The sequence below is a fragment of the Desulfitibacter sp. BRH_c19 genome (assembly GCA_001515945.1).
Taxonomy (GTDB): Bacteria; Bacillota; DSM-16504; order Desulfitibacterales; family Desulfitibacteraceae; genus Desulfitibacter.
The window spans coordinates 111838-135987 of the sequence record LOER01000046.1; the positions used below are offsets into that span (position 1 = coordinate 111838).

Genomic DNA, 24150 nt, shown 5'->3' on the forward strand with positions numbered 1-24150 from the left:
CCCCTCCCCACTAATACATTGTGACCAACAGTAACACTACTGTCAAACCATTTTTGCTATAATAAAGAATCCCCTATGATTACTTAGGTAAACTATCATAGGGGATTATAAAGTGATAAATATTTGTCATAAAGCTCTTGATTTGAATCTGACAATAATGGGTCCTCTTCTCTATAAGTTCTCAGAGTAGCCAGGTCGACCTCGCCAACAACAATCTCTTCCTTGTCATAAGTTTGCGCTTCCTGAATTACCCCATCTTTTTGTGGTGTCAAATCAATGGGTGCAAAAATTCCTGACTTACCAGTAAAAACTAAATCCCCCATTTTTCCTACCAAAGCGGATTTTATTCCGAATACCCTTGCTTCCTGTACCCGGTGCCATGTTCCTCTAAATGCCTTATAAAAATCATATTCTTCATTGTTTGCAATTGGAATCACTACAATATCAGCCCCTTGCTCTCTGGCCAAATAAAAGGTTTCAAAATATGTGGCATCCATACATACAGGAAAAGCAATCTTTCCAAAGGGCAAAGAAATCACATTCAACTCATTTCCTACATCTAAACCAAATCCTTCTTCAAGAGGAGTTGCATGGAGCTTTCTTTGAGTTCCCAGGCACTTACCTGAAGGATCATATAAATAAGCAATATTAGATATTTGGTTTCCTACAGGAACCGTAATACTTCCAGCCATAATGTATACCTGATACTTTCTAGCTAGTGTACTAAATGTCAAATCAAATATTTTTTCTATATACGGACCTAACAGGAAAAATTGTTCTCTCATTTCATTAGAGGAGCCTTGTTTAATAAAACTCTTCTCCTTATTTAATTGCTTTTCAAACATAGGAATTATTCCAAGCAGCAGAAAATGAATATTTTCCGGGAATGTAATTAATTGTGCTCCTTTGTTTACTGCTTTTTCAGTCAAAAGCTTCATGTGTTCATAGTATTCTATTGTGGATTTATGTAACTGCAGATTTACTTGAATCGCGGCAGCTATTATTTTATCCTTATCAAAGGTCAACTCTTTATCAATAAATGCTTCAACCTTTTGCTTTTTACTCTTCATATCCTTTTGAATATGTTGTTCAAGGGGCCTAGGGCTATAGAGTCGCTTAAGTATAGTTTGTATTCCTATCTTTTTCACTTTTTTTATAATACTCATCATTTACCCCACACTCTTTGATATAAAGTACGGTTCAGGTATTTATAAATAGGAAATTTTTGTTTTATACTTTCAAGGGTATTTTGGTCCAAAATGCACTTTATGAATCCGTTCTGGTTTGTTTTTAATTTTTGAGAACATCCGTCTCCATTTTCTCCTAATGGTTGGTGTATTATGCTTTCGGCCGCAAAATGCTCCTGACCCAAAGTACCATTAAAGCCAGCCTCTACAGCGAAAAATTGATTATGTTGGACCTGCTGCCACACACCTGACATCTGCAGCCATGAATTATATGGAGCAGGCTGTTGATAAAAAGCTATAGCTATATCTATCCCCTGCAAACCAAGAATTCTCCCTATTTGCGGGTAAAAGCAGTCGGTACCTATTATAAAGCCAATCCTACCTATAGGAGTATCTATAGTTTCTAGAGTAGTACCTCTTTTTAAACCTTGCCTTAATTCCCAGCGAGAAAGATGGGCTTGCTGCTGTTGATGAATTATATCTCCATTTGGTGATATAAGTAAAGCTGTATGATGTTGGTCTTTATAAAAAAATCCTGGTGCAATCATACAGAAATGTCTTTTGGCCAGGGATTTATGATATGAAAGGTAATCTTCAAAACTATTAAAGTATCTATCACAGTTTGGGGGGCAGACTAGTAAATCAATCTTGTAGAATGAGCAATTCTCTTGGATAAAAGTATCGTACTCTTCCTGAGTATTATGCGGATGATAGGTTAGTTGAAAAGTAGCTACATTTGCCATTATTTCATCCCCTACACTTTTTTCTATTTAATAAAACTCTCATATAAGGCTAGTGCTAGGTATCCAGCTCCTGTACCAAAACCGACTCCTGTTTTAGCTTCTCCTGTATTTTTATCAAAGCTTTCACACAGCAGTCCATGGTCAAGGTTAGCTTCTAATGCCATTTCCAATGCTTCTTCTTTGTATAATGGATTGAGCAGACTACCGCATAATCCCAGGCCAGAAGGGGTATTCGGGTGGTGATCACATGCCAATTCTTTAAACCGTGCAGTAGAATCATAATACTTGTAATTATTGCTGTAGTAGTAAGCTATTGTATTTGCAAAAACCTCATCATTGGGTATTCCATAGAAAACTAGCGATCCTAGATTTCCTGGAGGATCATTGTATAGTACATAGCGATTCTCTGTATCAATAGCCCAGACATAAATAGATTTTCCATCAATAACCTTAATGAATTTAGAAAAATTTTCCTCTAGAACTGAAATCCTTGTCTCTAAAAGTAATGTGCCCTTTTGTAGTTTTCTGTATAACTGTACTAAGTTTTTATATCCTCTCCATAATAACACATTATCAAAAAGTACAAATGGATGCTCAGTTGGGTCATCGGAAGGCAATAGGAAGGTTTTATACAAACCCATTCCTTCATCAAATTCTTTTTCTATCCTTTCAATAATACGGCTAAAAGCACTTAGTATCTCAGCGTCAAAAAAAGATAAAGGGAAATCCAAATCATTAAAGTAACTACAAGCTTCATCAAGCTCAAAGCCTGGGTATAGTACTGTTCCATCTATATAATGGGCATGGTCACCAGGGTTAATACAATGAAGCAATATCATTTCCCTCATCAGTTTCAGATGAAATGCAGGGTCAATACATTTAATAGCAGGAAATGACCAATAGAAACTGTCCCTTTCCCAAAAAGCTCCTGATACATAATATCTGGGACTTCTTGATGTCATGGCCACCAATTCATCTGTATAGAAATCCTTGCTAACGCTAAAAAAGTAATTAAAAAGACTATTCTCATAAAAAAGCCTTTCAATTCTTTTATTGGCAATCTGTTTAATTCTATATCCCATCCAATGTTCCCATTCAGAGAAAATATGTTTAAATCCTTTTCGTTTTAAATGAATAAGGGTGGTGCTAGCCCCATCAGTATCCGCATTAAGAGCAATATAGTAGGCATTAGGTTTTTGAGTTTCAAGTCTTAAATCAAGCGTAAATCTTAGCGGTTTGTGGGCATCAATGGCTTGATCTAAACTATCCTGAGAAAAGTCAGCATTAAAGCCTTTTTCCCCTCCAAAAGCCATTCCCATGTAAACATTATAACCTTCAATCGCCAGGCACGGGTTGTGAAGCCATTTATCAACAGACAATCTTTTTTCACCACGGAGTATCTGACGATTAAACCGTAAGATATTTAGTTGGTCAACTTGAACTTTTAGGCGGACATCAATATTTGTGGTGCTTGTAAACTCATATACAAACCCTTTTTCCTGCAAATCCGTATAAATTTTGGTTTGTACTGAAAAATTGTCAAATTCAAAGGTGATGTGAGGTAGATAGTAATGGAGTCTTTCCGCGTTAACCTTCTGGGGGAAGACTTTTTTCCCTTTAAGATGAAATTCAGGCTTAAGAAAATTATTTACTCCAGATATCTCTAACAAACCTTTGTTTCTTTTAGAGGTTACATTAAAACTTTTAATCCCACCTGTTGCAATATCTATTTCCGGCAAGGCAATATAATGATTTCCTGTGCTTAGAACAGTCTCATTTTCTGTAATTTCCTGTGGTATTGTCATAATAAGCTCTGTCATAGACATCCAACCCCATTTTAATTATTATCCTCAGCATTCAGCATCTAGATAAATAGAAAATCTACTCTTCACAGTTAGCATAATTAGGTTTTCTATCTATTATCATATAATACATAAAAAATTTTAATGTACAAATAAAAATAAGTGACAAGTATTGAATACCTGTCACTTATCTATAAAATATATCTTAAAGTTTGGAGCCGGAAACTTGTGGTCTTTTATCCTCATTCACCTTTAAATTAGGCATAAATTTCTGGACATATGGTAGCAAGTAATTGTCAATTCCAAATCTACCCGCATTACTACCTGCAGCTATAACAAATACAGTTAGTAATACCATTTGTGGATTGACTCCAGTACTCCCGCTGAACATAAAAGCAAAATTCATAGTAATACCCATAAGAGCTGAAAAAGTTGTAAATGTTCCAAGAATTAAACCTAAGCCAACAAAAAACTCTCCCCAGGGTACCATCACATTGAATAGTCCCACATTAGGTATGGCAAAACCGTTTAAAAAGCTCAACCACCAGCCTTGTACCGATGGATTTTCAACAGCCCTTCCTAATAAACCCATTGCACTAAAACTTTCTTCAGAAGTAATTTTTCCCCAACCAGATGTAATCCAAGTATATCCTAAATAAAGTCTAACTAATAAAAGAACACCACTTGAATAAACACTAGTACGCAACCATTGTACGATCATGGTAAAACCCCCTTAATTTATGTTTAATTCATTATGGCACTCATTTAAATAAGATATAATTGTTTTATGTCCAAATAAAATTGGGACATTTATAATATTGCAAATGTCCCAATTGCTATAATTATTATACTAGTTTATTTCTAATAGCATATGATGTGGCTTCTGTACGATTTTTTAAACCCAATTTATTTAACATGATACTTACATAGTTTCTGATAGTTTTTTCCGTTAAATTAATGGTCTTAGCTATTTCCCTATTTGTCATTCCTTTTGCAACTAGAGCTAAAATCTGAAACTCCTGAGGAGTTAATATTTCTTCGTCTAGGTTTGATTCTATTTTTCTAACATGTTCTATTACCTTCCTAGTAATTTCATGATCAAGCACATACCTTCCAGAATAGACTTCAAATATAGTGTTAACTAAATTATTGCTACCAGTCTCCTTCATAAGATATGCGTCTGCTCCAACCAAGATAGCTTTTCTAATCTCTTCATCAGTACTATACGAAGTCAATATAATGACCTTAGTATTTGGATAGTTTCTCTTAATTTCTTTGCAAGCCTCAATTCCGTTCATTTTAGGCATTCTTATATCCATCAATACCATATCTGGTTTCATTTCTGAAACCATCTCAATTGTCTCCATGCCATCCTTAGCCTCTCCAACTACTTCTAGTTGCTCAATTTCTTGCAACAAAGACTTCAAGCCCAATCTAACGACCTCGTGATCATCGGAAATAACAATCTTTATGGTCATAACATACTACCTTCTTTCTTTAGATAGTTCATCTTTTTCAACTTCACAGTTAATAAGTATTTCCTCTGGGTTGTCATGCTGACTTTCTGTTATGTGTTAGCTAGATTATACTATAGATAGTTTTCTAAAGAAAGTAGTGGTCAATTTGCTTAACTTTACATCTCAAAAAAATGCATATGATTTAATTGAATTTCAGGGTAATACCACTATGTTAGTCGTTACTGGCCGGGGAAAACCATCAGAGGGTTTATTTAGCAGCTCTCCATTATAAACAAAGGTACTAGAACCTCCCCCATCTAGATTATATGCATCAACAGCACCTAACTGCATCAACTTAATTTGTAATTGCTCCAAACTAATTCCACTACTCCAACCTCTTTGACGCCCATCAATAACCATAAACAATAAATCACCGTTGGCATACTGACCTAATACAGTTCTCGGGTGCCTCTGGTTTTTCCATTTGCCAGGGATATTTAGTGGGAGTCTATCCCGTATTAGCATTGGAACAAAGCTTAAACCACTTTTAGGATCCATGCCCCACAGATCTTCCTCATCTAAGACTATATCCCCTACAAGGTTGCCTTCCCAATCAAAGCCTGCAAAAAACAGATCTTCATGGCTTGGTGTAAAACTATTAACTAGTTTTCCGTCTATTACTGTATTTCCAAGTGATATGGCTTCTTGGCTAGTCCAAAAGAAACCACCTCCATTAACTGCTAAAATAGCGTCTGTTCTTTTAGCAGCTTCTACAGTTGTCTCTGCACTTCCATAAATATCATTGGCTAGAATAACATCTATAGCTTTCGTATCAAAGACTTTTACCTTTGCCGCATATCCTCTAAATCCTTCACCTTCAATTTCAAAAATGATAACTTCTGCCTTTTCACTATTAGTCTTATCAATAGGATTGCCTAGCCTCTTTAAGATTTGATTCTCGTAGACCTCTTCACTAACATTTGTTTGTTCCTGGCTTTTTAAGATTAATTCCTGTAGAATTCTTTGCTGCTGTTCGTACTGACGTGCTTGTTCTTCTAAAGTAGTCTGGATAAATCCTAAACCACCTTTAAGATTAACTACCTCCTCTTGCACAATATCTACTTGGGCTTCTAGATTCTTTGTATCTATTAGCATGCTATGAGTATCAAATTCTACTTCAATTACATCAGATAATGCAAAACCCATAACTGTACCGATAAATGGAGCCACAACTATTATTAGTAATAACAAAAGCCTTTTCATCATTTTGACTCCTTTATCATCTCAAGACTTTCTTCAAGGTTTTGTAACTGAATATTCAATTCATCCATCTTCTCATTTATTGCTTCCCTAAAATAGTTTTGAAGAGCTATATTCTCATCTGTTTCTTCAAGCAAAGATGATAACTCAACAAGCTCATCGGAAATTATTGTAACTTTGTCTTCTATTAGTTTTATATTTAAGGCATTTGTCTCCATCACTTCTGTAACAGACCTATCTAATTCAATCAAAACACTTTGTCGAGTTTCTTCAATTTTGCTGTCAATAAATATATACCCAGCAAATATTAAGCCTATCCAAATAGATAATATTGCTCCAATCAAAATGATTTTTGAAACCTTAGACTTTTTTATAGGTCTCTGGGGTACTTGAGTATTTGTCTCCTGCATTCTATCACCATCCATTTCTATATAGTTCACAATTATACAGTAACCAGTAGAACATTTCGACCTTTTTAACAAAAGAACTAAATCTCGGGTACGATTAAAAGGATTTTATTTTCTTTAATAGAAACTTATAGGAAATGCTATTTATTATGTGGAAAGCTAAACTAGTTTTTATTTCATATAACTAATATTGCTAAGTTTATGAATTATATATATATATAATTCATAGAATAAAAACCTATAAGAGCTTACATAATAACTAATCTTTTTTATATGGGAGGAAAAATTCATGAGCAAAACAGCAGATCTTGCGAGTAACCTAATTAATTACTCTTGCGAAATAAAACCAACAGAGAACATACTCATCACATTTAACGGAGAAAGTGCTCTACCACTTGTCAAAGAGTTAATCAGACAAGCATATGAAGTAGGGGCAAATCCCTTTGTCCAGCAAGGAAACCCAATAATTACCAGAGAAATTTTTAAAAATGCCAACTTAGAGCAACTTAAACAAATGGCAGAATTTGAACTACCTCGAATGCAAAAAATGGATGCCTTTGTGGGTATTGGGGCAGGGTTAAACCCTTATGAATTAAGCGGTTTACCAGAAGAAATAATGCAAAACTATAACAGAATTTTTTCAGAAACTGTGTTAAAAGAAAGAGTTAATAATACCAAATGGGTTGTTCTAAGATATCCTACTAGTTCTATGGCTCTGCAAGCTAAAATGAGCCTGGAAGATTTTGAGACTTTTTACTATGATGTTTGCACTATGGATTATGCCAAAATGAGCAAGTCTATGGATACTCTTCTTGATTTAATGACAAGGACCGATAAGGTAAGAATAGTTGGTAAAGATACAGATATATCCTTTTCAATTAAGGAAATTCCAGTTATTAAGTGCGATGGTAAAAGAAATATTCCTGATGGAGAAGTTTATACTGCCCCAGTCAAAGATAGTGTAAACGGTTATATTAAGTTTAACTGCCCCTCCAACCATCAAGGTTTTACATATGAAAATATCTCCTTTAAAGTAAAAGATGGGAAAATCATTGAAGCATCTGCAAATGATACTCCAAAGATAAATGAGCTATTAAACACAGATGGAGGTGCTAGATATTTTGGAGAATTTGCAATAGGAGTAAATCCGTATATATTATCACCTATGAATGATACTTTGTTTGATGAAAAAATTGCAGGAAGCTTTCATCTTACGCCAGGCAAATGTTATAAAGAAGCCAGCAATGGAAACAGTTCTGCAATTCACTGGGATTTAGTAAACATTCAAACACCCAAGTTCGGCGGAGGAGAAATATATTTTGATAATACCTTAATTAGAAAAGATGGTTTATTTGTAATAGAAGATCTTAAACGCTTAAATCCTGCCAATCTAAAATCTTAAATAAATTGGTCCAAGGATAAATTCCTTGGACCAAATTGCTACACAACTTAAATGTCCTAGTAGATTACCCTTCCTCCAGATCTCTAGATATCATCAACTGAAAGAGTTGTCAAAAACTCTACTGCTAAATATGTATACTAGATTCATTATGGACAACAATCTCTGCTCCAATGTTCAGGTATTCTTCTATAGACTCCTCTATCTCAGCAAGATCACACTCCACATTTCTAGAACCCCCAATTTCAACTCTCCAACCACTACCAGCAATGGAGATATCAAGATATGATTCAGACACTCCAAATCTTATATATTCCTTATCTTCTCCACCTCCAGCCCTATATTCTATCCCAAATTCACAATCTGCACCTTCAGTTACCATAGGTAGTTGTTCCAGAGCATATAGTGCATACCCTATACCAATAATCTGCTCCGGTGTGATGTCTGGAAGCTTTAATAAGCCACGGGCGACATTCATGGCTATTTCAATAGCATAATAATCTTCATCAGTCAAAGTAAATTTTTTTAACTCTAGCTTACCTTTCTCTATCACCTTCACACCTCTTTCCTTATCATTTAGCGAACTCGTTCAGCCAAAGCTGAACATCGGGGAATCAGATGGAGACTCTACTCCACCTGATTTAGACAAATTGGGGACATTCCTGGTTCTACTCACAGGTGTGTCACCTTTCCTTATGGTGAAGTGGGGGTCTTAACCCATATGGAGTATTTTGGATCAAATGTAGTATTATTGTATTTATAATGTTATTGTCTTCAAGCTATTTTAATTGACTTAAATTCAAGCTTTTTAAAATACTCTAATGTCCTTTGTGTATTAATATTGATATTAAAGTCTTCAAGTTTTACATTTTCTAATTCTTTAATAAAACAATTAATTTTAGCTAGTTGCTTACTCATAAAAGCACTTTCTTTCCCATTTATAAGCTTTTTTACAGGAATACGTTTTATTCCTATATCTTTAAGATGGTCCATAAAGTCTTTTTCGCATACTATTGATTCATAAAGATTTTCAATAGTTGTGTATTCTTGTAGAAGTGCCACAGCCCCTTTTTCGCCTATTCCCGCCACTCCTGGTATGTTATCTGACTTGTCTCCTTCAAGAGCCTTCTTATCAGTAATCTGGTTAGGGGCTAAGCCATAAAAATACCTTACATAGTCAGGTGTAAACTCAAATACGTTATTTGGTAATTGCTCTGTGAATTCAGTATCCATGTCGCATATTACTTCCTTATACATTTTACCTGCTTTTTCAGTAATTAACCATAGTCTAGTATTTTCATCTACCAGTTGAAGAGCATCGCAATCTTTAGTGAGGATACATGTAGGTATATTCTCCCCAAATTTAGTAGCTAAAGTACCGATAATATCATCTGCTTCATATTCTTTGAAGGCAAACTGAGCAATTCCCATAGCATCTAGCAATTCCTGCATAGTACCAAACTGCTGCTTTAATTCCTTGGGTGTTTCAGCCCTAGTCCCTTTATAATCCTTATATATCTTTCTTCGGAATGTGTCTCTAGAAACATCCCAAGATACCGCAATATGGGTAGGTTTTTGGTTCTTGATCAAACTCAGAATTGATTTTGTCATTGTGAATATGGCATTAGTGTAGATACCATCTGTTGTTTGTAGTAATTTTTCTGCTCCCTTTTGCCTGTCTTCTTCAGTTTTGGCTGCTAGGTATTGAATTGGGGCATTTCCATAGAAGCCTGTTGAGAGGATACTAGAGCCGTCTATTAAAATAAGTTTTTTCATATTAACTCCTATATTTTTTTGTCATATTGAATTATTCCTTTATAATACATTCGATGAAAGATAACCTTCCTCCTTTTTTGTTAACAAAAAGACCCTACACCACGGTTTCCCTAAATTTAGAGATGCCTTACGTAAAGCAAAAAAACACCTCCCGAATCATATCTCAGACATATGATTTCAGCAGAGGTGTTTTTGGTGTTGGTTTATTCACCCATTAAATATTTAGCATAAGGAGAATCGATTGGTATAATAATTACTGGCTCATTTTCTAACGTCGTACGATAAGACTCTAGGGTACGATACATAGAGAAAAATTCAGGATCTTGACCATATGCCTCATTATATATGCGGGCAGCTTCTCCGTCACCATCAGCAATGATAATCTTTGCTTCAGCATTCGCTTTGGCTAGCATCTCTTGTGCTTCTCGATCTGTTTGGGCACGAATAATATTTGCTTCTGCATCCCCTTGGGATAAATATTCCTGAGCCGTACTTTCACGTTCGGATACCATCCTATTAAAAACAGCCTGCTCATTGCTTGCAGGTAAGTCAGTACGCTTCATGTGAAGGTCGACAACTTCTATGCCATTCAAATTTGTAGCCAGAATTTCATTAACTTCACTAAGAACTAACTCATTAATATCCCCTCTAGAGGACTTCTCTTCGTTTATAATCTCATCATAATTTAAGCGGCCTAGTTCTGTTCTGATATTAGAGTATATTATATCTCCTAAACGTCCTTCAGCTGCAAGTACTGAGCGTAAACTCTCAATCATTTCCTGAGGATTAGTAATTTTCCAAATAGCATAATGGTCAACCATAATCCTCTTTTTATCAAATGTATTGATTTCTGCTGGAGTTACATCGTAAATCAGTAAATGTTTTGGTAATGTTGTTACACTTTGAATAACTGGCAGCTTGTAATTAAGTCCGGGCTCTTCTATGACCTTAACAACCTCTCCGAATTGGCGAACAACTTTGTATTCATTAGGCTTGACGATATATAAATTACTTATGACAACTACTGATAAAAAGATAACTGCAGTAATGGTAATAAGAGCTAAATTGTATTTTTTTATACTTGGTTGTTGATCGGGCGGTTGCTCACTATTACTATTTACCGTTTTGAACTTAGAGCTACCTTTGGTTAATGGAATTAACTGATCAATTATTTTTTTGAGTTCTGACATTATTGGTTACCCCCTCTAACGGTTTCGAGTGGAAGGTATTTGACGGTATCTGATCCTTCATTCATAATGTATATTTTTGCATTTGGCATGATCTCATCCATTACCTCTAGGATCAAACGTTGGCGAGTAATCTGCTTATTGCTACCGTATTCTGCGTAAATGGCATTAAATTTTGCTACGTCTCCACGAGCACCTTCAATTCTAGCTATACGTTGACCTTCTGCACGACTAATCATTGCCTCGCTCTCACCTTTGGCTACATTTAAGTTTTCATTTCGGTACCTGTTGGCTTGGTTAATCTTAGTGTTACGTTGTTCTCTAGCGTCTGTTACTTTGCGAAATGCTAGGCTAACCTCTTCATTAGGCAAATCAACGTCCTGTAAATTTACATTAACGATGGTTATACCAAGATTATAAAGTTCTACCTTAGTAGCAAGTAAGTCCCTTACATCATTCATAATTTCACTTCTTCCATCCGTTAGAGCATCATCCACACTAGAACTACCAATAGTTCCCCGTAAGGAAGCTGAAGTTGCATTGTATAAGATGCTATATGGGTCTTCTGTATTATATAGAAAAGCTACAGGATCGGTAATTCTCCATTGCACCTCTAAATCAGCAAGAATGATATTTTCATCTCCTGTTACCATTTTTGCATCCTGCTCATTTACGGTAGATTCACCCTCCGACTCCTCGTAACCAAAGGTTAGACTAAACGTTTCTCTTGACAATTTTTTTACTTGTTGAATGGGGAACGGCGCTTTAAAATGCAATCCAGCTGGAACGATCGTTGGATCTGGTTTTCCTAAAGTAACTACAATTGCTTGTTCGGATTGATCGACAGTAAACCAGGCAGTTGCTACACTCAAAGCAAGTATACCAATGAGCACAATTCCTAAAAAGCTTCCTATAATTTTCTTATTATTCATGATAATCTCCCTCCCTTTCATAGATTTATAGCATACATATAACAATGACCTTGTATAGGAATGCATAAACTTCATTATACTTGAAAATTACACAAGTATATATAGATACCATGAGATACTTTGTTTTTAGCCCAAATATTCTAGAATTAGAAGGATTTTATGAAAATATTACTTGCGTATTTGTTTTTGTCCTTGAAATAATGAACAATATTTAAGCCAGGAGAGATAAATGTGAAACAAATTACTCTGAATAACTATATAATAGAAATGAGGTCCATAGGGAAGGGGCTTTATGGAACTGTTTATCGTGATTATGATAAAACTAAGTGACTTTAATACAGCAGTATTAATTAAAGACAAAGAATTAATACAAAGAGGTATCTGTAATGTGGCTATGATAAATATATTCCTCACTAATGCTATAATAGGCTATACAGCTACAACGTAGAAAAGAGTTTATCAAAAATGATTAATGGGACACCAGTTGGAACAACCTAAGGTCACCTTTGGTGGTAAGTATTTACATGATACATTAATGAAGATGGCTGCTGCATATGGATATCACTTATGCAATAACCACCCATTTATAGATGGTAATAAAAGGATTGCACTTGTTGCTATGGATGTCTTTTTACAAAGAAACAGTTATGAAATTGTTGCTTCTGAAAAGGATACTTACAAAATGATGATGAAATTATCCTCTGGCAACTTAACCAAGGAAGAGCTAGTAACTTGGCTTGAAAATAACACATCATCACTTCTAAGTAATTAGTATCTGGGGGGAACACCCAGGTTTCATTTTTTTACTATGAATTATTCCACAAAAAACATCATAGAAAACCTAGTCACTCCAAATACTACCAAGTAATATCCTCAGGATATTCCATACCCTGAATATGTATATCTCCCTCACAACAGCCATACTCTTTTGCTGCCTTTACCACAACTTCCTTTATTTCATTATGATCACTATCATTACTAAACTCTGCAATTCTTTTGGCTATTTTGTTAAGATTTTTTAGTCGTTTTTCCTTATCCATAGCAATATATTTGATATTTAACAAGTCAACATATTGCCCTGCAATTTCTTCTATATAAATATAGTCATTATTCATAAGCTTTAACCATCGTGCAAATGAATTGTCAGTAAGTAATTCTTTGACACACTTCATAAATTCCCCTTGAAATGACCTGATTGTTGCTATAGTGTCGTCCCAGATAGTATTCTTATCAAATGCATCAGTAAAATAACTTTTTGATTTGGAAAGCTCTTTAATTCTTATTTTAACAAGTTCATTTAATGCAAGCATAATAAAAAACATCTCTGGGTAAAGATAATTACACTTGTAATACACATTATTCTTAGGAGTAATCATTGAGTGGAACTTCATTTTGTCCTCATCCATTCCATTATCTACTAGTTCAACCTCTCTATCACCCTGCAAAGCGTGTCTAACATCATAGCAAAGACCTAATACCCGAGTTGATATTCTAATATGTTTTGCATGTTTTTGTGTAAATTCATCAATGGTAATAGTATATAATGCGTTTACTAACTTATCTAAGTCATAATTGTCCCCACTTATACTAACTCCTGCAAGCTTATCGGTATTTTTAATTATAATCACTGCCGCACCTCTTTTTTGTATTAGTCACCTTATTAATTACTTTATTCTCAATTTCATCTTTAGTCTCAACTATAGTTTTTACTCCTGGAATGCTTATAACTATATCATCTTATTCTACACGTAACATAAAAGTCCTATTTCTAAACCCTAGCTTTATTTACACATATATCTCGCTGGTTCCCCCAAAATTAAATAATAAAAGACCATCACTTTCTTTAAAAACTTCCTTATTGCACCAAATAAATTCAAATTCATTGACATTCACACCATATTTGCAACAAAAAAATAGCTGCTTTTTAGCAACTATCCTAAATCTCTGAAAGTGTTGTGTAAGTGGTACCGGGGACCGGTATTGGTGTGAAATAATAAGGCTATCAAGTAAACTAAAGTCTACTTAGTTATAACAGTATTAAATTTACGCTATTGTACAACTACTTCTATGGGTTTTATGTAGCAAGTGCATAAAGCCCATGGAGCAATACTAAATTTCACCTAGCACCCAAAATTAACTCCGGGTTAGTATTATTCTTAGATATGCTCAATTTTCTTAACCATTAAACACAGACCATTAGGGGATTTGAATTTATCCAGTTCTCTGAAACCATTTCTCTTATAAAATTCTTTTACCTTTAAATTATCTTCGCATTCTAAATATAAAATTCGTCCTCCCACAATTCGTTGAGCTTCCTGAATTTTTTGATATACCAATTTCAGTAAATCATCTCCAGTAACATTATTTGCCTTAGTTGCCACTTCACTATAATTTTTTCCTAATTGGCCAAGAAGAAATCCTTTAATCTCATAGGATGCTTGATTAGTCTTGTGCCCAACTCCCATAAGTCGCTTTTGAAGATTTTTAGATAATTTTTGAAAATACCTACGGGATATTATTAATGGTCTTGGAGAAATCGAGAAATAACCACCCAGATAATGTTTGCTTTGGTAAGTAGACATTACTAAATATGTTCTTGATAAATCCATTTTCTCAAACTGTATGGCTTTTTCATGTAAAAAATACTCAACATCTTCTGCGCCCTCGTTATTTTCAGCTTTTAAAGTACAAAAGGAAAAGAGGAGTTTTTTTATGTCCTCCTCTCTGTCCGTTGTTATTAAATCTGTTAATGAGATTATTTCCAATGCCATTAATTATCTCCTAAAAAAGAATCTATAATCTTATTAATATCCTTTTTATCAGTTACATTTTGTGTCCTTTGATTAATTTTACCATCTACTTTTTTTGAACCTTCTATAGCCTTAAGTAGTTTGAGTCCTGACCTTGAAGAAAATTTAAATTCAGTTATAAAACTTTTAGTAGCCACGAGTTTCCCCACCTTCACAGAAATAAATATCACAAAAATTCTAGTTTTTTGTTGCCATTAAATTATTTCTTACTTTATTATATCGTATAGTCAATTAATGTAAAGGTCTAGATTCACATCAGAAACCAATATTATTTTTGTGTTTAAAAAATTGTACTTATATTTTATCCTATAACCCTATAAATAAACATATTTGTTGTTGGTTTAATTTATTCTACATTCCTTTAAATGTTCCTTTAATAAAAAATACTATTCTTTCAATTCCAACGTGCTTGGTTTTATTTTCTCATCCTTTTATTCCATTACAACATCATTATATAGTCACTTAAATGGATAACTAACGGGATGTGACTTCGAAGAGGTCCCAATTATTGTATCTTTAACAGAATAGATTCTAATATTTCCATCTTTAACAGCCTTGCTCAGTTCAGTAGAACCAGTATAATTTTCCCATGACTAACAACCTCTTTATACACAGCTTCGTTACAAAAACCTCATCAAACATTTTCCATAATAAATCAATAGAATCTAGTATAGATAGGCCAATTATAGGGCTTGAATTACAAACAACTTTGCCTGATTTTTACATTTTTAGATGCTCATTTCTTTCAGCATCTTCTTAGTTACCTTATCATCTTGTTTCTTATGTTCATCTGTATATTCCATCCATGGTATGTTTTGTTCTCGCAAGGTTTCAATAAAATCAGCAAGAGTTTCTCCAGATAATTCTGCTGCCTTTTCTTGGAAATTTATTTTGTTAAACTCTTTTTATTCCTTCTAATTCAAAATAAACATTTCTTGCTCTAAAAGGCGCAGGATTAGTGTAGAGCAATTTAACTTTATCAAAATCACTTATTCTTTTAGAATGATAATAGGGCTTTTCAAACCTTAGTTTCTCATCTCTAAGCCAATTAGGAACTTCAAATCCATGAAGTTGTAAATGATAATCTATTAATGCTGATATTTTAGTTAAAAATATTATTTCATTATCATTACATGCATTTATATCTACTGGCTCATATAAGCTGTCCAAAAACTTCTTGTCTTTTGATTTTAAAAATTCTAACAATTGGTTCAAGCTTGTATCTTCATCTGGATATTCATAGAATGCTTGTAGGTACTTATTTCCAATCATATCCTAAATCCTCTCCTAAATATTTAATGAAATTTATTTGTCTCTCGCTCAAGTTGATACCGCCATTTAAATGATTCTATAACTGAATTATACCATAAACTGGATTTTTTATGAGTGATACTTATTTCAAAAACCCATCCTAGGACTGGAAATCGTATGCACAACAATTCATAACTTAATTATATTTTATCATTATTTTGTTCTTCTCCTAGGACTTTTCTATTGTAACTGTTTTATTAACAAACAAATATGCGAAAGCCAATAGTATGGTAGAAAAGCTACTATTTATTCATACCATGGATACTGCTCCGGAGCACATATGAACCTTTTACTTTTTCTTTAGTGTATCTAATACTGTTTTTATAACAGCTCCATATGGAAATATTTCTGAAATGATTTGATAAAATGTTAATGTATTTGTTGGTTCATTTTCTTTCTTTGTAAGGGTATGATTTAAGTTATGAAAGTATTTCGCGTGCTTGAAATACTCCATCCCTTCCGTAATTAGTATGTAACTTATTTTTTGACCAAATTTTGTGGGAGTAAATGCTCTAATTCTATCCTCATACCTATTTGTTGCTTCTTTAACAAATTCAAAAGTACACATTCCAAAATAAGAGAGATGGAGAATAATTTCAAAATAGTTTGAAAAACATCTATCAATATACTTATCTTTAACTTCTGGATTATTTTCAATTCTTTTTCCCGGTTCTGATTGAGCAATTGTTATGAGGAAGTTGCGTAATAAGTACACGTCATAAGGTAAAGAATGTGAAAATATATTGGCAAAATCATACTTACACCAGTATGTTTCAAGTAGAAATACGTATTTTTCATACGCATTTAACTGCTCAAAACTGTCAAGCAGCTCAGTCCGCTGCAAGTACATTTTTTCGGATTCGTCGATAACCTTCCTGTATAATCCTCCAGCAAGAGATAGTTGAAAAAGTAAATGTAGACAGTAGTATTGTTCCTGCCGGTAGTTAGGGGCATCCACTTCTCGTTTAAAATTTAATAAGGAATTAAGGGTAAATGCTTCTTTTTTGCCTAGCTCTTGTTTCTTTTTTGATAATAATGGGTTATTCGAATCTACGAACTTAACAAATGTGTCAAAATCCCTTATAAGAGCTAGATTCTCATCATATAATACTGCTAATTCCTTCGACCTTTTTTCCTCGAATTGTTCCATTTTTTCTAATTCATCTGTTTCGTCTATTACCATTTCTGTTCCACATTCTCTACAGACAATCTTGGTTCCATAATCTTCCATAGGAATTTCTTTCTCGAATAATTGGCTTCCACCGCATTCAAGGCAGCTCTCACCTACATATTGATACATATCTAATTCCATTTCATAACACATTTTATACCAGATCAACAATTCTACAAATGAGCTATTTAACCCGGTTTTCTTTATTATATATTCCATTTCATCATCGGTGCTATATCCTACTTGGTTACTATTATCCATGATTTCTAAAAATTCTCCTGCAGCATCAATTGACTGTCTCACAGCCTCAGCTAAATCCAGATTTTCTATTATATTTCCCTCTTGCCTGCTTGCCAAGCGACTGATAATATATTTTTCCTCATCTTGAGAATCATATTGAAATTCTTCTGCGCAAATAGTAATTACCCCCATCCGATTCATTTGTTTTATTTTCCACTTTTCACAATATAGTGATCAATACCCTACCATAATAATAACTGCCACTTTCATCAGTAATAGGCTGTATTATGTAATTATACGGTAAACTCATACAAAGAGACTTGTCCAATCTCTAGATACTTATTACCAATCATGGCTTAAATCCTCTCCTAAATATTTAATAAAAGTTTTAGGGTTAGGCTTTTGGACTAAATTAGAGTGTTTTTTGTGCTTTTCTATAAGTTTGTGCCCAAATTGTCCCCACTATTATAGCTGTTATATACAGTTCTAACTTAACCTTATTAGATTATTGACGCACGTATTGACACGTATTATAATTTACTCAAGGGGTGAGGGATAGTAAAAAGACGAGATATTGATAGAAAACTAAAGGCAGCTGGATGGGAAATAACACCCGGTAAAAGACATGATATGGCTAAGCATCCTAGTAAGCCAGGAATAAAAATTCCCCTCCCAAGACACAAAGAAATCAATGAATACACAGCAAAAGGAATCCTAGAAATAGCGGGGCTGAAATGAGCCCTGTTTTGGGAACTATATAAAATACAAAAATAATTATTACAGCATGAAAGGTGGTTAATAATACTATGAAATACGTTTACCCTGCTATATTTACACCTCTAGCAACAGGTGACTATGATGTTCGTGTACCAGATTTACCTGGTTGCATTACCTGTGGTAAAGACTTAGCCGATGCTATAGAAATGGCTGAAGATGCTATAGCTATGTGGTTATGTGATGCTGAAGATAATAAGGAAAATATTCCAGCTCCATCTAAAGAATTAACTGTAGATAATCCAAAATTTATTAATCTTGTTGTTGCTGATACTGAAAAATACCGGCGTCAAAATGATAATCGAGCTGTAAAGAAAACTCTTACCATTCCTAACTGGCTAAATTCTAAAGCCGAAAAAGCTGGCATTAACTTCTCACAAACCTTGCAAACAGCACTAAAAAGGCAACTTAACATTGACCGTCCCCGCACTTTCAAAAAGCAGCCGTAAATCGGAAGCTACTGAAAACCTTATTGAACTTACTTCCTCTAAAAAACCTCTATTTCCAAGGGTTTTGGGTAATGCATAAAACCCTTGGAAATAAATACTTAGATAAATTACAAGTCTATTTGCTCAATTTATACATTGCATATTGATTTAAAGAAATTCCTTCTTTTTCTGCTTCAATAGCCAACTTTCTGTGCAGGCTTTTAGGTAATCTAACTACAAACTTTCCACTATATCCTTCATCCACTACAGGTTCAGGTATTGGATCTTTATACTCTAATTTTACCTCCAACCAGCCTTCCATTGCTTCAAGTAAATTTTTATATGCTTCATTAAATGTTTCAGCTGTACTATGGCACCCGTCTAGCTCTAATACCCTACCATAATAATAACTGCCGCTTTCATCAGTAATAGGCTGTATTATATAATTATACGGTAAACTCATATAGTGTTTAATATCTTTTTTCATGATTTCTAGGATGGGAGTTCCTATTTTTCTATTCTTCTAATAATGTCTTTTACATAGACAGCCTTTAAAGGTTTTTCTTCTAATATAGTTATCAGATCACCCTCATCATTCCTAAAGTGCCTATGAGAACCTTTTTTTCTAACTAGCTCATAGCCATATTCTTTTAGCACTTTAGCAGCTTCATTATATTTAACCCCGTTAGGCTGTCTTTTCATTTTTTCAACAATACTTTCCACTCCCACCTCAAGTTCACCTCCTCACAAACATAGTATCATATATGGTATCATGTAGTCAAAATATTTAACCTCTACATTTTCAATTTGTAGGATAAAAAAATCATTTTTCTTTATCATGAGCAGTTAATAATCAATTATAGTGGTTCCCATGGTATTAGAGATCATAAGTTGCTTGATTCTGCGTTGGAACAACCTAAGGCCACCTTTGATGGTAAGTATTTTCACGATACATTAATGAAGATGGCTGCTGCATATGGATATGACTTGTGCAATAACCACCCTTTCATAGATGGTAATAAAAGGATTGCACTTGTTGCTATGGATGCCTTTTTACAAAGAAACAGTTATGAAATTGTTGCTTCTGAAAAGGATATTTACAAAATGATGATTAAATTATCCTCTGGCAACTTAACCAAGGAAGAGCTAGTAACTTGGCTTGAAAATAACACATCATCACTTCTAAGTAATTAGTATCTGGGTAACACCTCATTTTTGCCAGATTTACCTGGTTGCATTACCTGTGGTAAAGACTTAGCCGATGCTATAGAAATGGCCAAAGATGCTATAAAATAAACTCCCAAAGAGATTTTTCTATTTATAATATGCTTCCTAATAATTTCTGGTTCTTTGTCTATAAGTGCAAGCATTCTTTGTGCTGTTCCTCTAGGAATATTTCTGCCACTTTCCCATGCCTCTACAGTTTTTACCGAAACCCCTAGAACAGATGAAAAAAGTGATTGGCTCAAGCCCGTCTTAGCTCTAATTTTTTATTTTTTTGCAGCCTTATAAGTTGGCACAGCAATAGTCTTTACTACCTGCCTTCTGACCTTTAAATTTCCTTTTTCAAATTCAATTGCTTCACTTAGACCCTGAATGATACTTTCGCCCAATCCCATTGAACTCACTTCCTTCCTAGTTCTTTCTTTAGAATCTATACTATAGAACGCATCTGTTTTTTATCGAAGCGGCCATTAGTGAAAACAATTAGAAATCTAAAGTCTTTACCCTATTTCTTTGTGATATATTTGAATAGTGCTGAGGTATTAAAAAAGAACGATTTCATACTATTCGTGAGTACTTTTGTGCTGAGCTTACATGGGAACAACTGACAATATCATACCTAGTGGGTGTAGTAATTTTAGAATAGTGGTAAGCTGTGGATCCATACGATTATTCTCGAGTCTTGGAATAAAAGTCTGTTTTATACCGCTTATGGCCTCGAGCTCTTTTGGGTAAGACCCTTACCCTTACGAGCTTCTAATATTTCACCTACAATTTTAACCTTAAGATCTATTTCATTTCTGTCTTCTTGTGTCAACGCATCAATATTTTTATATATATCCTTCCATTTTCTTGTTCCTGCAGCCATATCATTCACTCCTTGTATACTATCTCTGCAGTAGTTACAAAGGCTGACCTTCTTTGTTTTGCACTACATCTTTCTCAAGCTGCTTATAGTAGTCCATCGTTTTCCATGTTTTGTTTCCATCTAACGGCTCATCCGAACCTAGCTTGTTATTAATTTCTGTTAATAAATGTACTATTTCATTGAGCTTCCAATACCAGCATAAAACCTCTCTAAATATCAGAAAAACTAACCCTGCCAAACATACGGCAAAGACAATCTTTAAGACACTATCATCCATAATATCAACCCCCATTAGGTACTTTTCATTATCAATGTCTCCAGGTAATTCTTGAACTAACTCCATTAAATCGATAGCCTGTACTGTAACCGCTTTTTATAAGTCTTTATATTTTCAACGTTCTCTGTAATCTGTTTCATTTTTTTCCCGTTTTATAAGCTGTTTAATTGAGGGTCTATCGTTTTAGATTCACCTCTTGTTTATTAGAGATTTAGTTGAGAATTAATACCTTTTCTAACCATTTCCAATAAGATGGATAATTCTACATATATTTCTAATACTCCTTTATAGCACTAACAAATTATAAAAGTATTTATTACATATTCATCCAAATAATTTTAAGATATAAGAAGCTTAAGAGAGAGTATTCTCTCTTAATTTTTTTCTGAGGAGTCCTATAATGAAATCCACTAATGCAGAGGTAAAAAAAAAGAAACCCTAATTCAGACGCAGTTCTCTCGGCAACCAGGTCATCATGGAGGATATACCTGGTATATTTTAAAAGATATCTTTAATTTTAGGGGGTCTTAATGAAAATATTTAAGGAGAGATTACCTCCGTAATTTTATTTGTTTTACTATTCGTGGATATTTCCACATTTTAAAATTCCCTTGGAATAATCTTGAATATTTGACATTATACCTTCATACTTAAAGTAAGTAGCGTAAAAGGAGTTGATGAAGATTAAACTGAAAGCAATTCTTTTATATTTCCCCCTGACATTTTTACTGCTAGCTTCATGTTCAAATGAACCTACCCTAAAACTAACAGATGTTTCAGTTGATATTATTACTGATGAAGGTGTGAGTGGTTCACAAATTATTGGTAAAGGCGAAAATGCTGTTCGTTTAGTTCCTACAGTATTGTATTATCAATTTACAATTGATAATACAGGCAGCTCCCGGATAGGACATTTAAGCAAGCCGCTTCATCTATTTATTGAACATGATAGTGATTTAATACCTAACCCATACAACTTTGGATATTCAGGTTCCCCAGTAATTCCAGCAAATGAAAGTATTGAATATAAAATGTCTTATGGTTTGGGGATAGATGATACAAAAGGCATCATCCGTTCTTCAATTCAACCCCTTCCAGAGCAAGAAAAGTTAGATGAGATTATGAGCAAAGCACTAGATGCTGAATTAGTTGTTCTGCAATTGCCCAATAGAAGTTCTCTATATGAACGAGCTAACCCATCATTTGTCGAAAACGATGATGCAGAACCTAAAAGACTTCAAAGATTAATCTTTTTATTTGACATTAACGCTGTCAAAGCTACCATGTCTTTTTATATTCATATGTCCTCAAATTGTCCCAGATTACCTTTTGGTACACCACTTAAAAGTTTACAACAAAAAACCAAGACCTGTAAGTCTTGGTATCATTAACTTTTGTGGTGCCGGGGACCGGAATCGAACCGGTACGGTCGTTAAGGACCGCAGGATTTTAAGTCCTGTGCGTCTGCCAGTTCCGCCACCCCGGCGAGAACTATTTGTTGTTACTGTTGAGTTGTATTTAATGGAGGCGGCACCCAGATTTGAACTGGGGGTGAAGGATTTGCAGTCCTCTGCCTTACCACTTGGCTATGCCGCCATTTCATTTTAATGGAGCGGGAGAAGGGATTCGGACCCTCGACTTCAACCTTGGCAAGGTTGCACTCTACCACTGAGTTACTCCCGCATGGAAATGGTGCCTCGGGGCGGAATTGAACCACCGACACGAGGATTTTCAGTCCTCTGCTCTACCGACTGAGCTACCGAGGCAGATTATAAATGGCGGAGCTGACGGGAGTTGAACCCGCGATCTCCGGCGTGACAGGCCGGCATGTTAGACCACTACACCACAGCTCCTCCTAAATCCGACAAGATTTAGTATACATCAAATCTCCATAAAAGTCAAAAGATATTTACTGGAAATCCATCTATTATCCTGACGCTTGATTATTATAGCATGCTTCCATTCTTATAACAAGTATTTTCTACACTATCATATAAAACAATTTTTATCCGTAGTGAGAACGTCCTATTCATCATTTTACAAACCCCAGAAGTGTCTCTCTTACAAGCTTTGCAGCCAAAACAGACGTTATATCTGACTGGTCATATACTGGAGAGACTTCTACTAGATCAAAGCCTATAACATTTAACTTGTCCAATTTCGTAAAGGTATTTAAGATTTCGCCAACAGAGAAACCTCCTGGTTCTGGAGTTCCAGTACCAGGTGCAAAAGCTGGATCAAATACATCTATATCTAAGGTAATATATACTGGGTCATTGCCACACTTTTGGATGACATCATCTATAGGTTCGGTAACCTGATTAAAGTAGAAATTTGTATTTTGCCTTCCATAAGAAAATTCTTCCCTTGTTCCAGAGCGAATTCCTAGCTGAAATACATTAGAACCGCCAATTAATTCCGCAGCTTTTCTGATAACTGTGGCATGGGAATTAGGTTCTCCTTCGTAATCCTCTCTTAAATCAGCATGGGCATCAAATTGAATAATCTTCAAGTTTTTAAAATGCTCATGAGTAGCTTGAATTGAAGGTAAACTAACTAGATGTTCTCCTCCAAGTAGGATTGGAAACTTATTATCTTTATGTAGCCTTTTTGTTGTTTCATATATCAACTGCAAGCTCTTTTCAACATTACCAAAGGGCAATGCTAAGTCACCAGCATCATAAAATGCTATTTCCTCAAGATGTTTGTCCTGATATGGACTATATTCCTCCAAAACAACAGATACGCTTCTTATCTTTTCCGGTCCAAAACGGGTACCTGGCCTGAAAGATACTGTGAAATCCATGGGTGCACCATATATTACGGCCTTGGCACCTTGGTATTCTGAATCTGCACCTAAATACCGTCCACTTTTATAAAAGTTGTTTTCCATTATA

At 34.5% G+C, this 24150-nt stretch carries 24 protein-coding genes, 5 tRNA genes and 2 pseudogenes; 5 read left to right on the plus strand and 26 right to left on the minus strand.

Annotated features, from left to right (window positions below; genetic code table 11):
* Window positions 1-95: 95 nt before the first annotated feature.
* The 7 genes from APF76_09845 to APF76_09875 all read right to left on the minus strand — a co-directional run bounded on the left by APF76_09845 (window position 96) and on the right by APF76_09875 (window position 6859).
* Window positions 96-1166 (minus strand): hypothetical protein, encoded by a 1071-nt coding sequence (locus APF76_09845; protein ID KUO48937.1) that lies wholly within the window; start codon window positions 1164-1166, stop codon window positions 96-98.
* A complete protein-coding gene (locus APF76_09850; GenBank protein KUO48938.1) occupies window positions 1166-1930 on the minus strand; it encodes a hypothetical protein in 765 nt (254 codons plus the stop codon). Before APF76_09850 ends, APF76_09845 begins: the two co-directional genes overlap by 1 nt.
* A gap of 23 nt (window positions 1931-1953) precedes the next feature.
* Entirely contained in the window at window positions 1954-3750 is a 1797-nt protein-coding gene (locus tag APF76_09855; GenBank protein ID KUO48939.1) for a hypothetical protein, read from the minus strand.
* A gap of 187 nt (window positions 3751-3937) precedes the next feature.
* Window positions 3938-4453 (minus strand): Crp/Fnr family transcriptional regulator, encoded by a 516-nt coding sequence (locus APF76_09860; protein ID KUO48940.1) that lies wholly within the window; start codon window positions 4451-4453, stop codon window positions 3938-3940.
* A 124-nt stretch (window positions 4454-4577) separates the two neighbouring features.
* Complete coding sequence (locus APF76_09865; GenBank protein KUO48941.1) at window positions 4578-5210, minus strand: hypothetical protein; 633 nt, start codon at window positions 5208-5210, stop codon at window positions 4578-4580.
* Window positions 5211-5402: 192 nt separating this feature from the next.
* Window positions 5403-6452 (minus strand): hypothetical protein, encoded by a 1050-nt coding sequence (locus APF76_09870; protein KUO48942.1) that lies wholly within the window; start codon window positions 6450-6452, stop codon window positions 5403-5405.
* On the minus strand, window positions 6452-6859 hold the full coding sequence (locus tag APF76_09875) for a hypothetical protein (GenBank protein ID KUO48943.1): 408 nt from the start codon (window positions 6857-6859) through the stop codon (window positions 6452-6454). Before APF76_09875 ends, APF76_09870 begins: the two co-directional genes overlap by 1 nt.
* A gap of 286 nt (window positions 6860-7145) precedes the next feature.
* Between APF76_09875 and APF76_09880 the strand changes: the two genes are divergently transcribed.
* Window positions 7146-8258, plus strand: a complete 1113-nt coding sequence (locus tag APF76_09880; protein ID KUO48944.1) for an aminopeptidase — start codon at window positions 7146-7148, stop codon at window positions 8256-8258.
* A gap of 124 nt (window positions 8259-8382) precedes the next feature.
* Here the strand turns inward: APF76_09880 and APF76_09885 are convergent, their stop codons facing one another.
* From APF76_09885 to APF76_09900, 4 genes are all read right to left on the minus strand, one after another.
* Window positions 8383-8808, minus strand: a complete 426-nt coding sequence (locus APF76_09885) for a hypothetical protein (GenBank protein ID KUO48945.1) — start codon at window positions 8806-8808, stop codon at window positions 8383-8385.
* A gap of 221 nt (window positions 8809-9029) precedes the next feature.
* Window positions 9030-10031 (minus strand): hypothetical protein, encoded by a 1002-nt coding sequence (locus tag APF76_09890; protein KUO48946.1) that lies wholly within the window; start codon window positions 10029-10031, stop codon window positions 9030-9032.
* A 203-nt stretch (window positions 10032-10234) separates the two neighbouring features.
* Window positions 10235-11110 (minus strand): protease modulator HflC, encoded by an 876-nt coding sequence (locus APF76_09895; protein KUO49094.1) that lies wholly within the window; start codon window positions 11108-11110, stop codon window positions 10235-10237.
* A gap of 110 nt (window positions 11111-11220) precedes the next feature.
* The gene (locus tag APF76_09900) at window positions 11221-12150 is read right to left on the minus strand and encodes a phage tail protein (GenBank protein ID KUO48947.1); all 930 of its coding nucleotides are present in this window, start codon (window positions 12148-12150) and stop codon (window positions 11221-11223) included.
* Between the two features lie 394 nt (window positions 12151-12544).
* Between APF76_09900 and APF76_09905 the strand changes: the two are divergent.
* Window positions 12545-12922: pseudogene (locus APF76_09905) on the plus strand (death-on-curing protein).
* An 85-nt stretch (window positions 12923-13007) separates the two neighbouring features.
* Here APF76_09905 and APF76_09910 read toward each other — a convergent pair.
* From APF76_09910 to APF76_09925, 4 genes are all read right to left on the minus strand, one after another.
* The gene (locus APF76_09910; GenBank protein ID KUO48948.1) at window positions 13008-13778 is read right to left on the minus strand and encodes a hypothetical protein; all 771 of its coding nucleotides are present in this window, start codon (window positions 13776-13778) and stop codon (window positions 13008-13010) included.
* Window positions 13779-14306: 528 nt separating this feature from the next.
* Window positions 14307-14921, minus strand: coding sequence for a GNAT family acetyltransferase (locus APF76_09915; protein KUO48949.1), 615 nt, complete (start codon window positions 14919-14921; stop codon window positions 14307-14309).
* A 933-nt stretch (window positions 14922-15854) separates the two neighbouring features.
* A complete protein-coding gene (locus APF76_09920; GenBank protein KUO48950.1) occupies window positions 15855-16232 on the minus strand; it encodes a hypothetical protein in 378 nt (125 codons plus the stop codon).
* Window positions 16233-16560: 328 nt separating this feature from the next.
* Complete coding sequence (locus APF76_09925; protein KUO48951.1) at window positions 16561-17883, minus strand: hypothetical protein; 1323 nt, start codon at window positions 17881-17883, stop codon at window positions 16561-16563.
* 605 nt (window positions 17884-18488) lie between these two features.
* Here APF76_09925 and APF76_09930 point away from each other — a divergent pair.
* Window positions 18489-18905, plus strand: coding sequence for an antitoxin HicB (locus APF76_09930; protein ID KUO48952.1), 417 nt, complete (start codon window positions 18489-18491; stop codon window positions 18903-18905).
* A 115-nt stretch (window positions 18906-19020) separates the two neighbouring features.
* Here APF76_09930 and APF76_09935 read toward each other — a convergent pair whose 3' ends face one another.
* Both APF76_09935 and APF76_09940 read right to left on the minus strand, forming a co-directional pair.
* Complete coding sequence (locus APF76_09935; GenBank protein ID KUO48953.1) at window positions 19021-19371, minus strand: pilus assembly protein HicB; 351 nt, start codon at window positions 19369-19371, stop codon at window positions 19021-19023.
* 20 nt (window positions 19372-19391) lie between these two features.
* Window positions 19392-19586 (minus strand): hypothetical protein, encoded by a 195-nt coding sequence (locus APF76_09940; protein KUO49095.1) that lies wholly within the window; start codon window positions 19584-19586, stop codon window positions 19392-19394.
* A gap of 120 nt (window positions 19587-19706) precedes the next feature.
* Between APF76_09940 and APF76_09945 the strand changes: the two genes are divergently transcribed.
* Window positions 19707-20078 (plus strand): death-on-curing protein, encoded by a 372-nt coding sequence (locus APF76_09945; GenBank protein KUO48954.1) that lies wholly within the window; start codon window positions 19707-19709, stop codon window positions 20076-20078.
* On the opposite strand, the gene APF76_09950 is transcribed toward APF76_09945, so the two are convergent.
* The 3 genes and pseudogenes from APF76_09950 to APF76_09960 form a co-directional block, all read right to left on the minus strand.
* Window positions 20075-20353 carry a hypothetical protein gene (locus APF76_09950; protein KUO48955.1) on the minus strand — a complete coding sequence of 93 codons (279 nt, stop codon included), beginning with the start codon at window positions 20351-20353 and terminating at the stop codon, window positions 20075-20077. The genes APF76_09945 and APF76_09950 overlap by 4 nt on opposite strands.
* 345 nt (window positions 20354-20698) lie before the next feature.
* A pseudogene (locus tag APF76_09955) lies at window positions 20699-20976 on the minus strand (XRE family transcriptional regulator).
* Between the two features lie 34 nt (window positions 20977-21010).
* On the minus strand, window positions 21011-21319 hold the full coding sequence (locus APF76_09960; GenBank protein ID KUO48956.1) for a hypothetical protein: 309 nt from the start codon (window positions 21317-21319) through the stop codon (window positions 21011-21013).
* Window positions 21320-21930: 611 nt separating this feature from the next.
* Here APF76_09960 and APF76_09965 point away from each other — a divergent pair.
* A complete protein-coding gene (locus tag APF76_09965) occupies window positions 21931-22644 on the plus strand; it encodes a hypothetical protein (protein KUO48957.1) in 714 nt (237 codons plus the stop codon).
* A 6-nt stretch (window positions 22645-22650) separates the two neighbouring features.
* Here the strand turns inward: APF76_09965 and APF76_09970 are convergent.
* The 6 genes from APF76_09970 to APF76_09995 all read right to left on the minus strand — a co-directional run bounded on the left by APF76_09970 (window position 22651) and on the right by APF76_09995 (window position 24146).
* Window positions 22651-22739 (minus strand) — tRNA-Leu (locus APF76_09970).
* A gap of 36 nt (window positions 22740-22775) precedes the next feature.
* A tRNA-Cys gene (locus APF76_09975) sits at window positions 22776-22849 on the minus strand.
* A 12-nt stretch (window positions 22850-22861) separates the two neighbouring features.
* Window positions 22862-22936 (minus strand) — tRNA-Gly (locus APF76_09980).
* A gap of 7 nt (window positions 22937-22943) precedes the next feature.
* Window positions 22944-23019 (minus strand) — tRNA-Phe (locus tag APF76_09985).
* A gap of 10 nt (window positions 23020-23029) precedes the next feature.
* Window positions 23030-23106, minus strand: a tRNA-Asp gene (locus APF76_09990).
* Between the two features lie 179 nt (window positions 23107-23285).
* Window positions 23286-24146: an agmatinase gene (locus tag APF76_09995; GenBank protein ID KUO48958.1), complete on the minus strand. Its 861-nt coding sequence runs from the start codon at window positions 24144-24146 to the stop codon at window positions 23286-23288.
* Window positions 24147-24150: the final 4 nt, after the last annotated feature.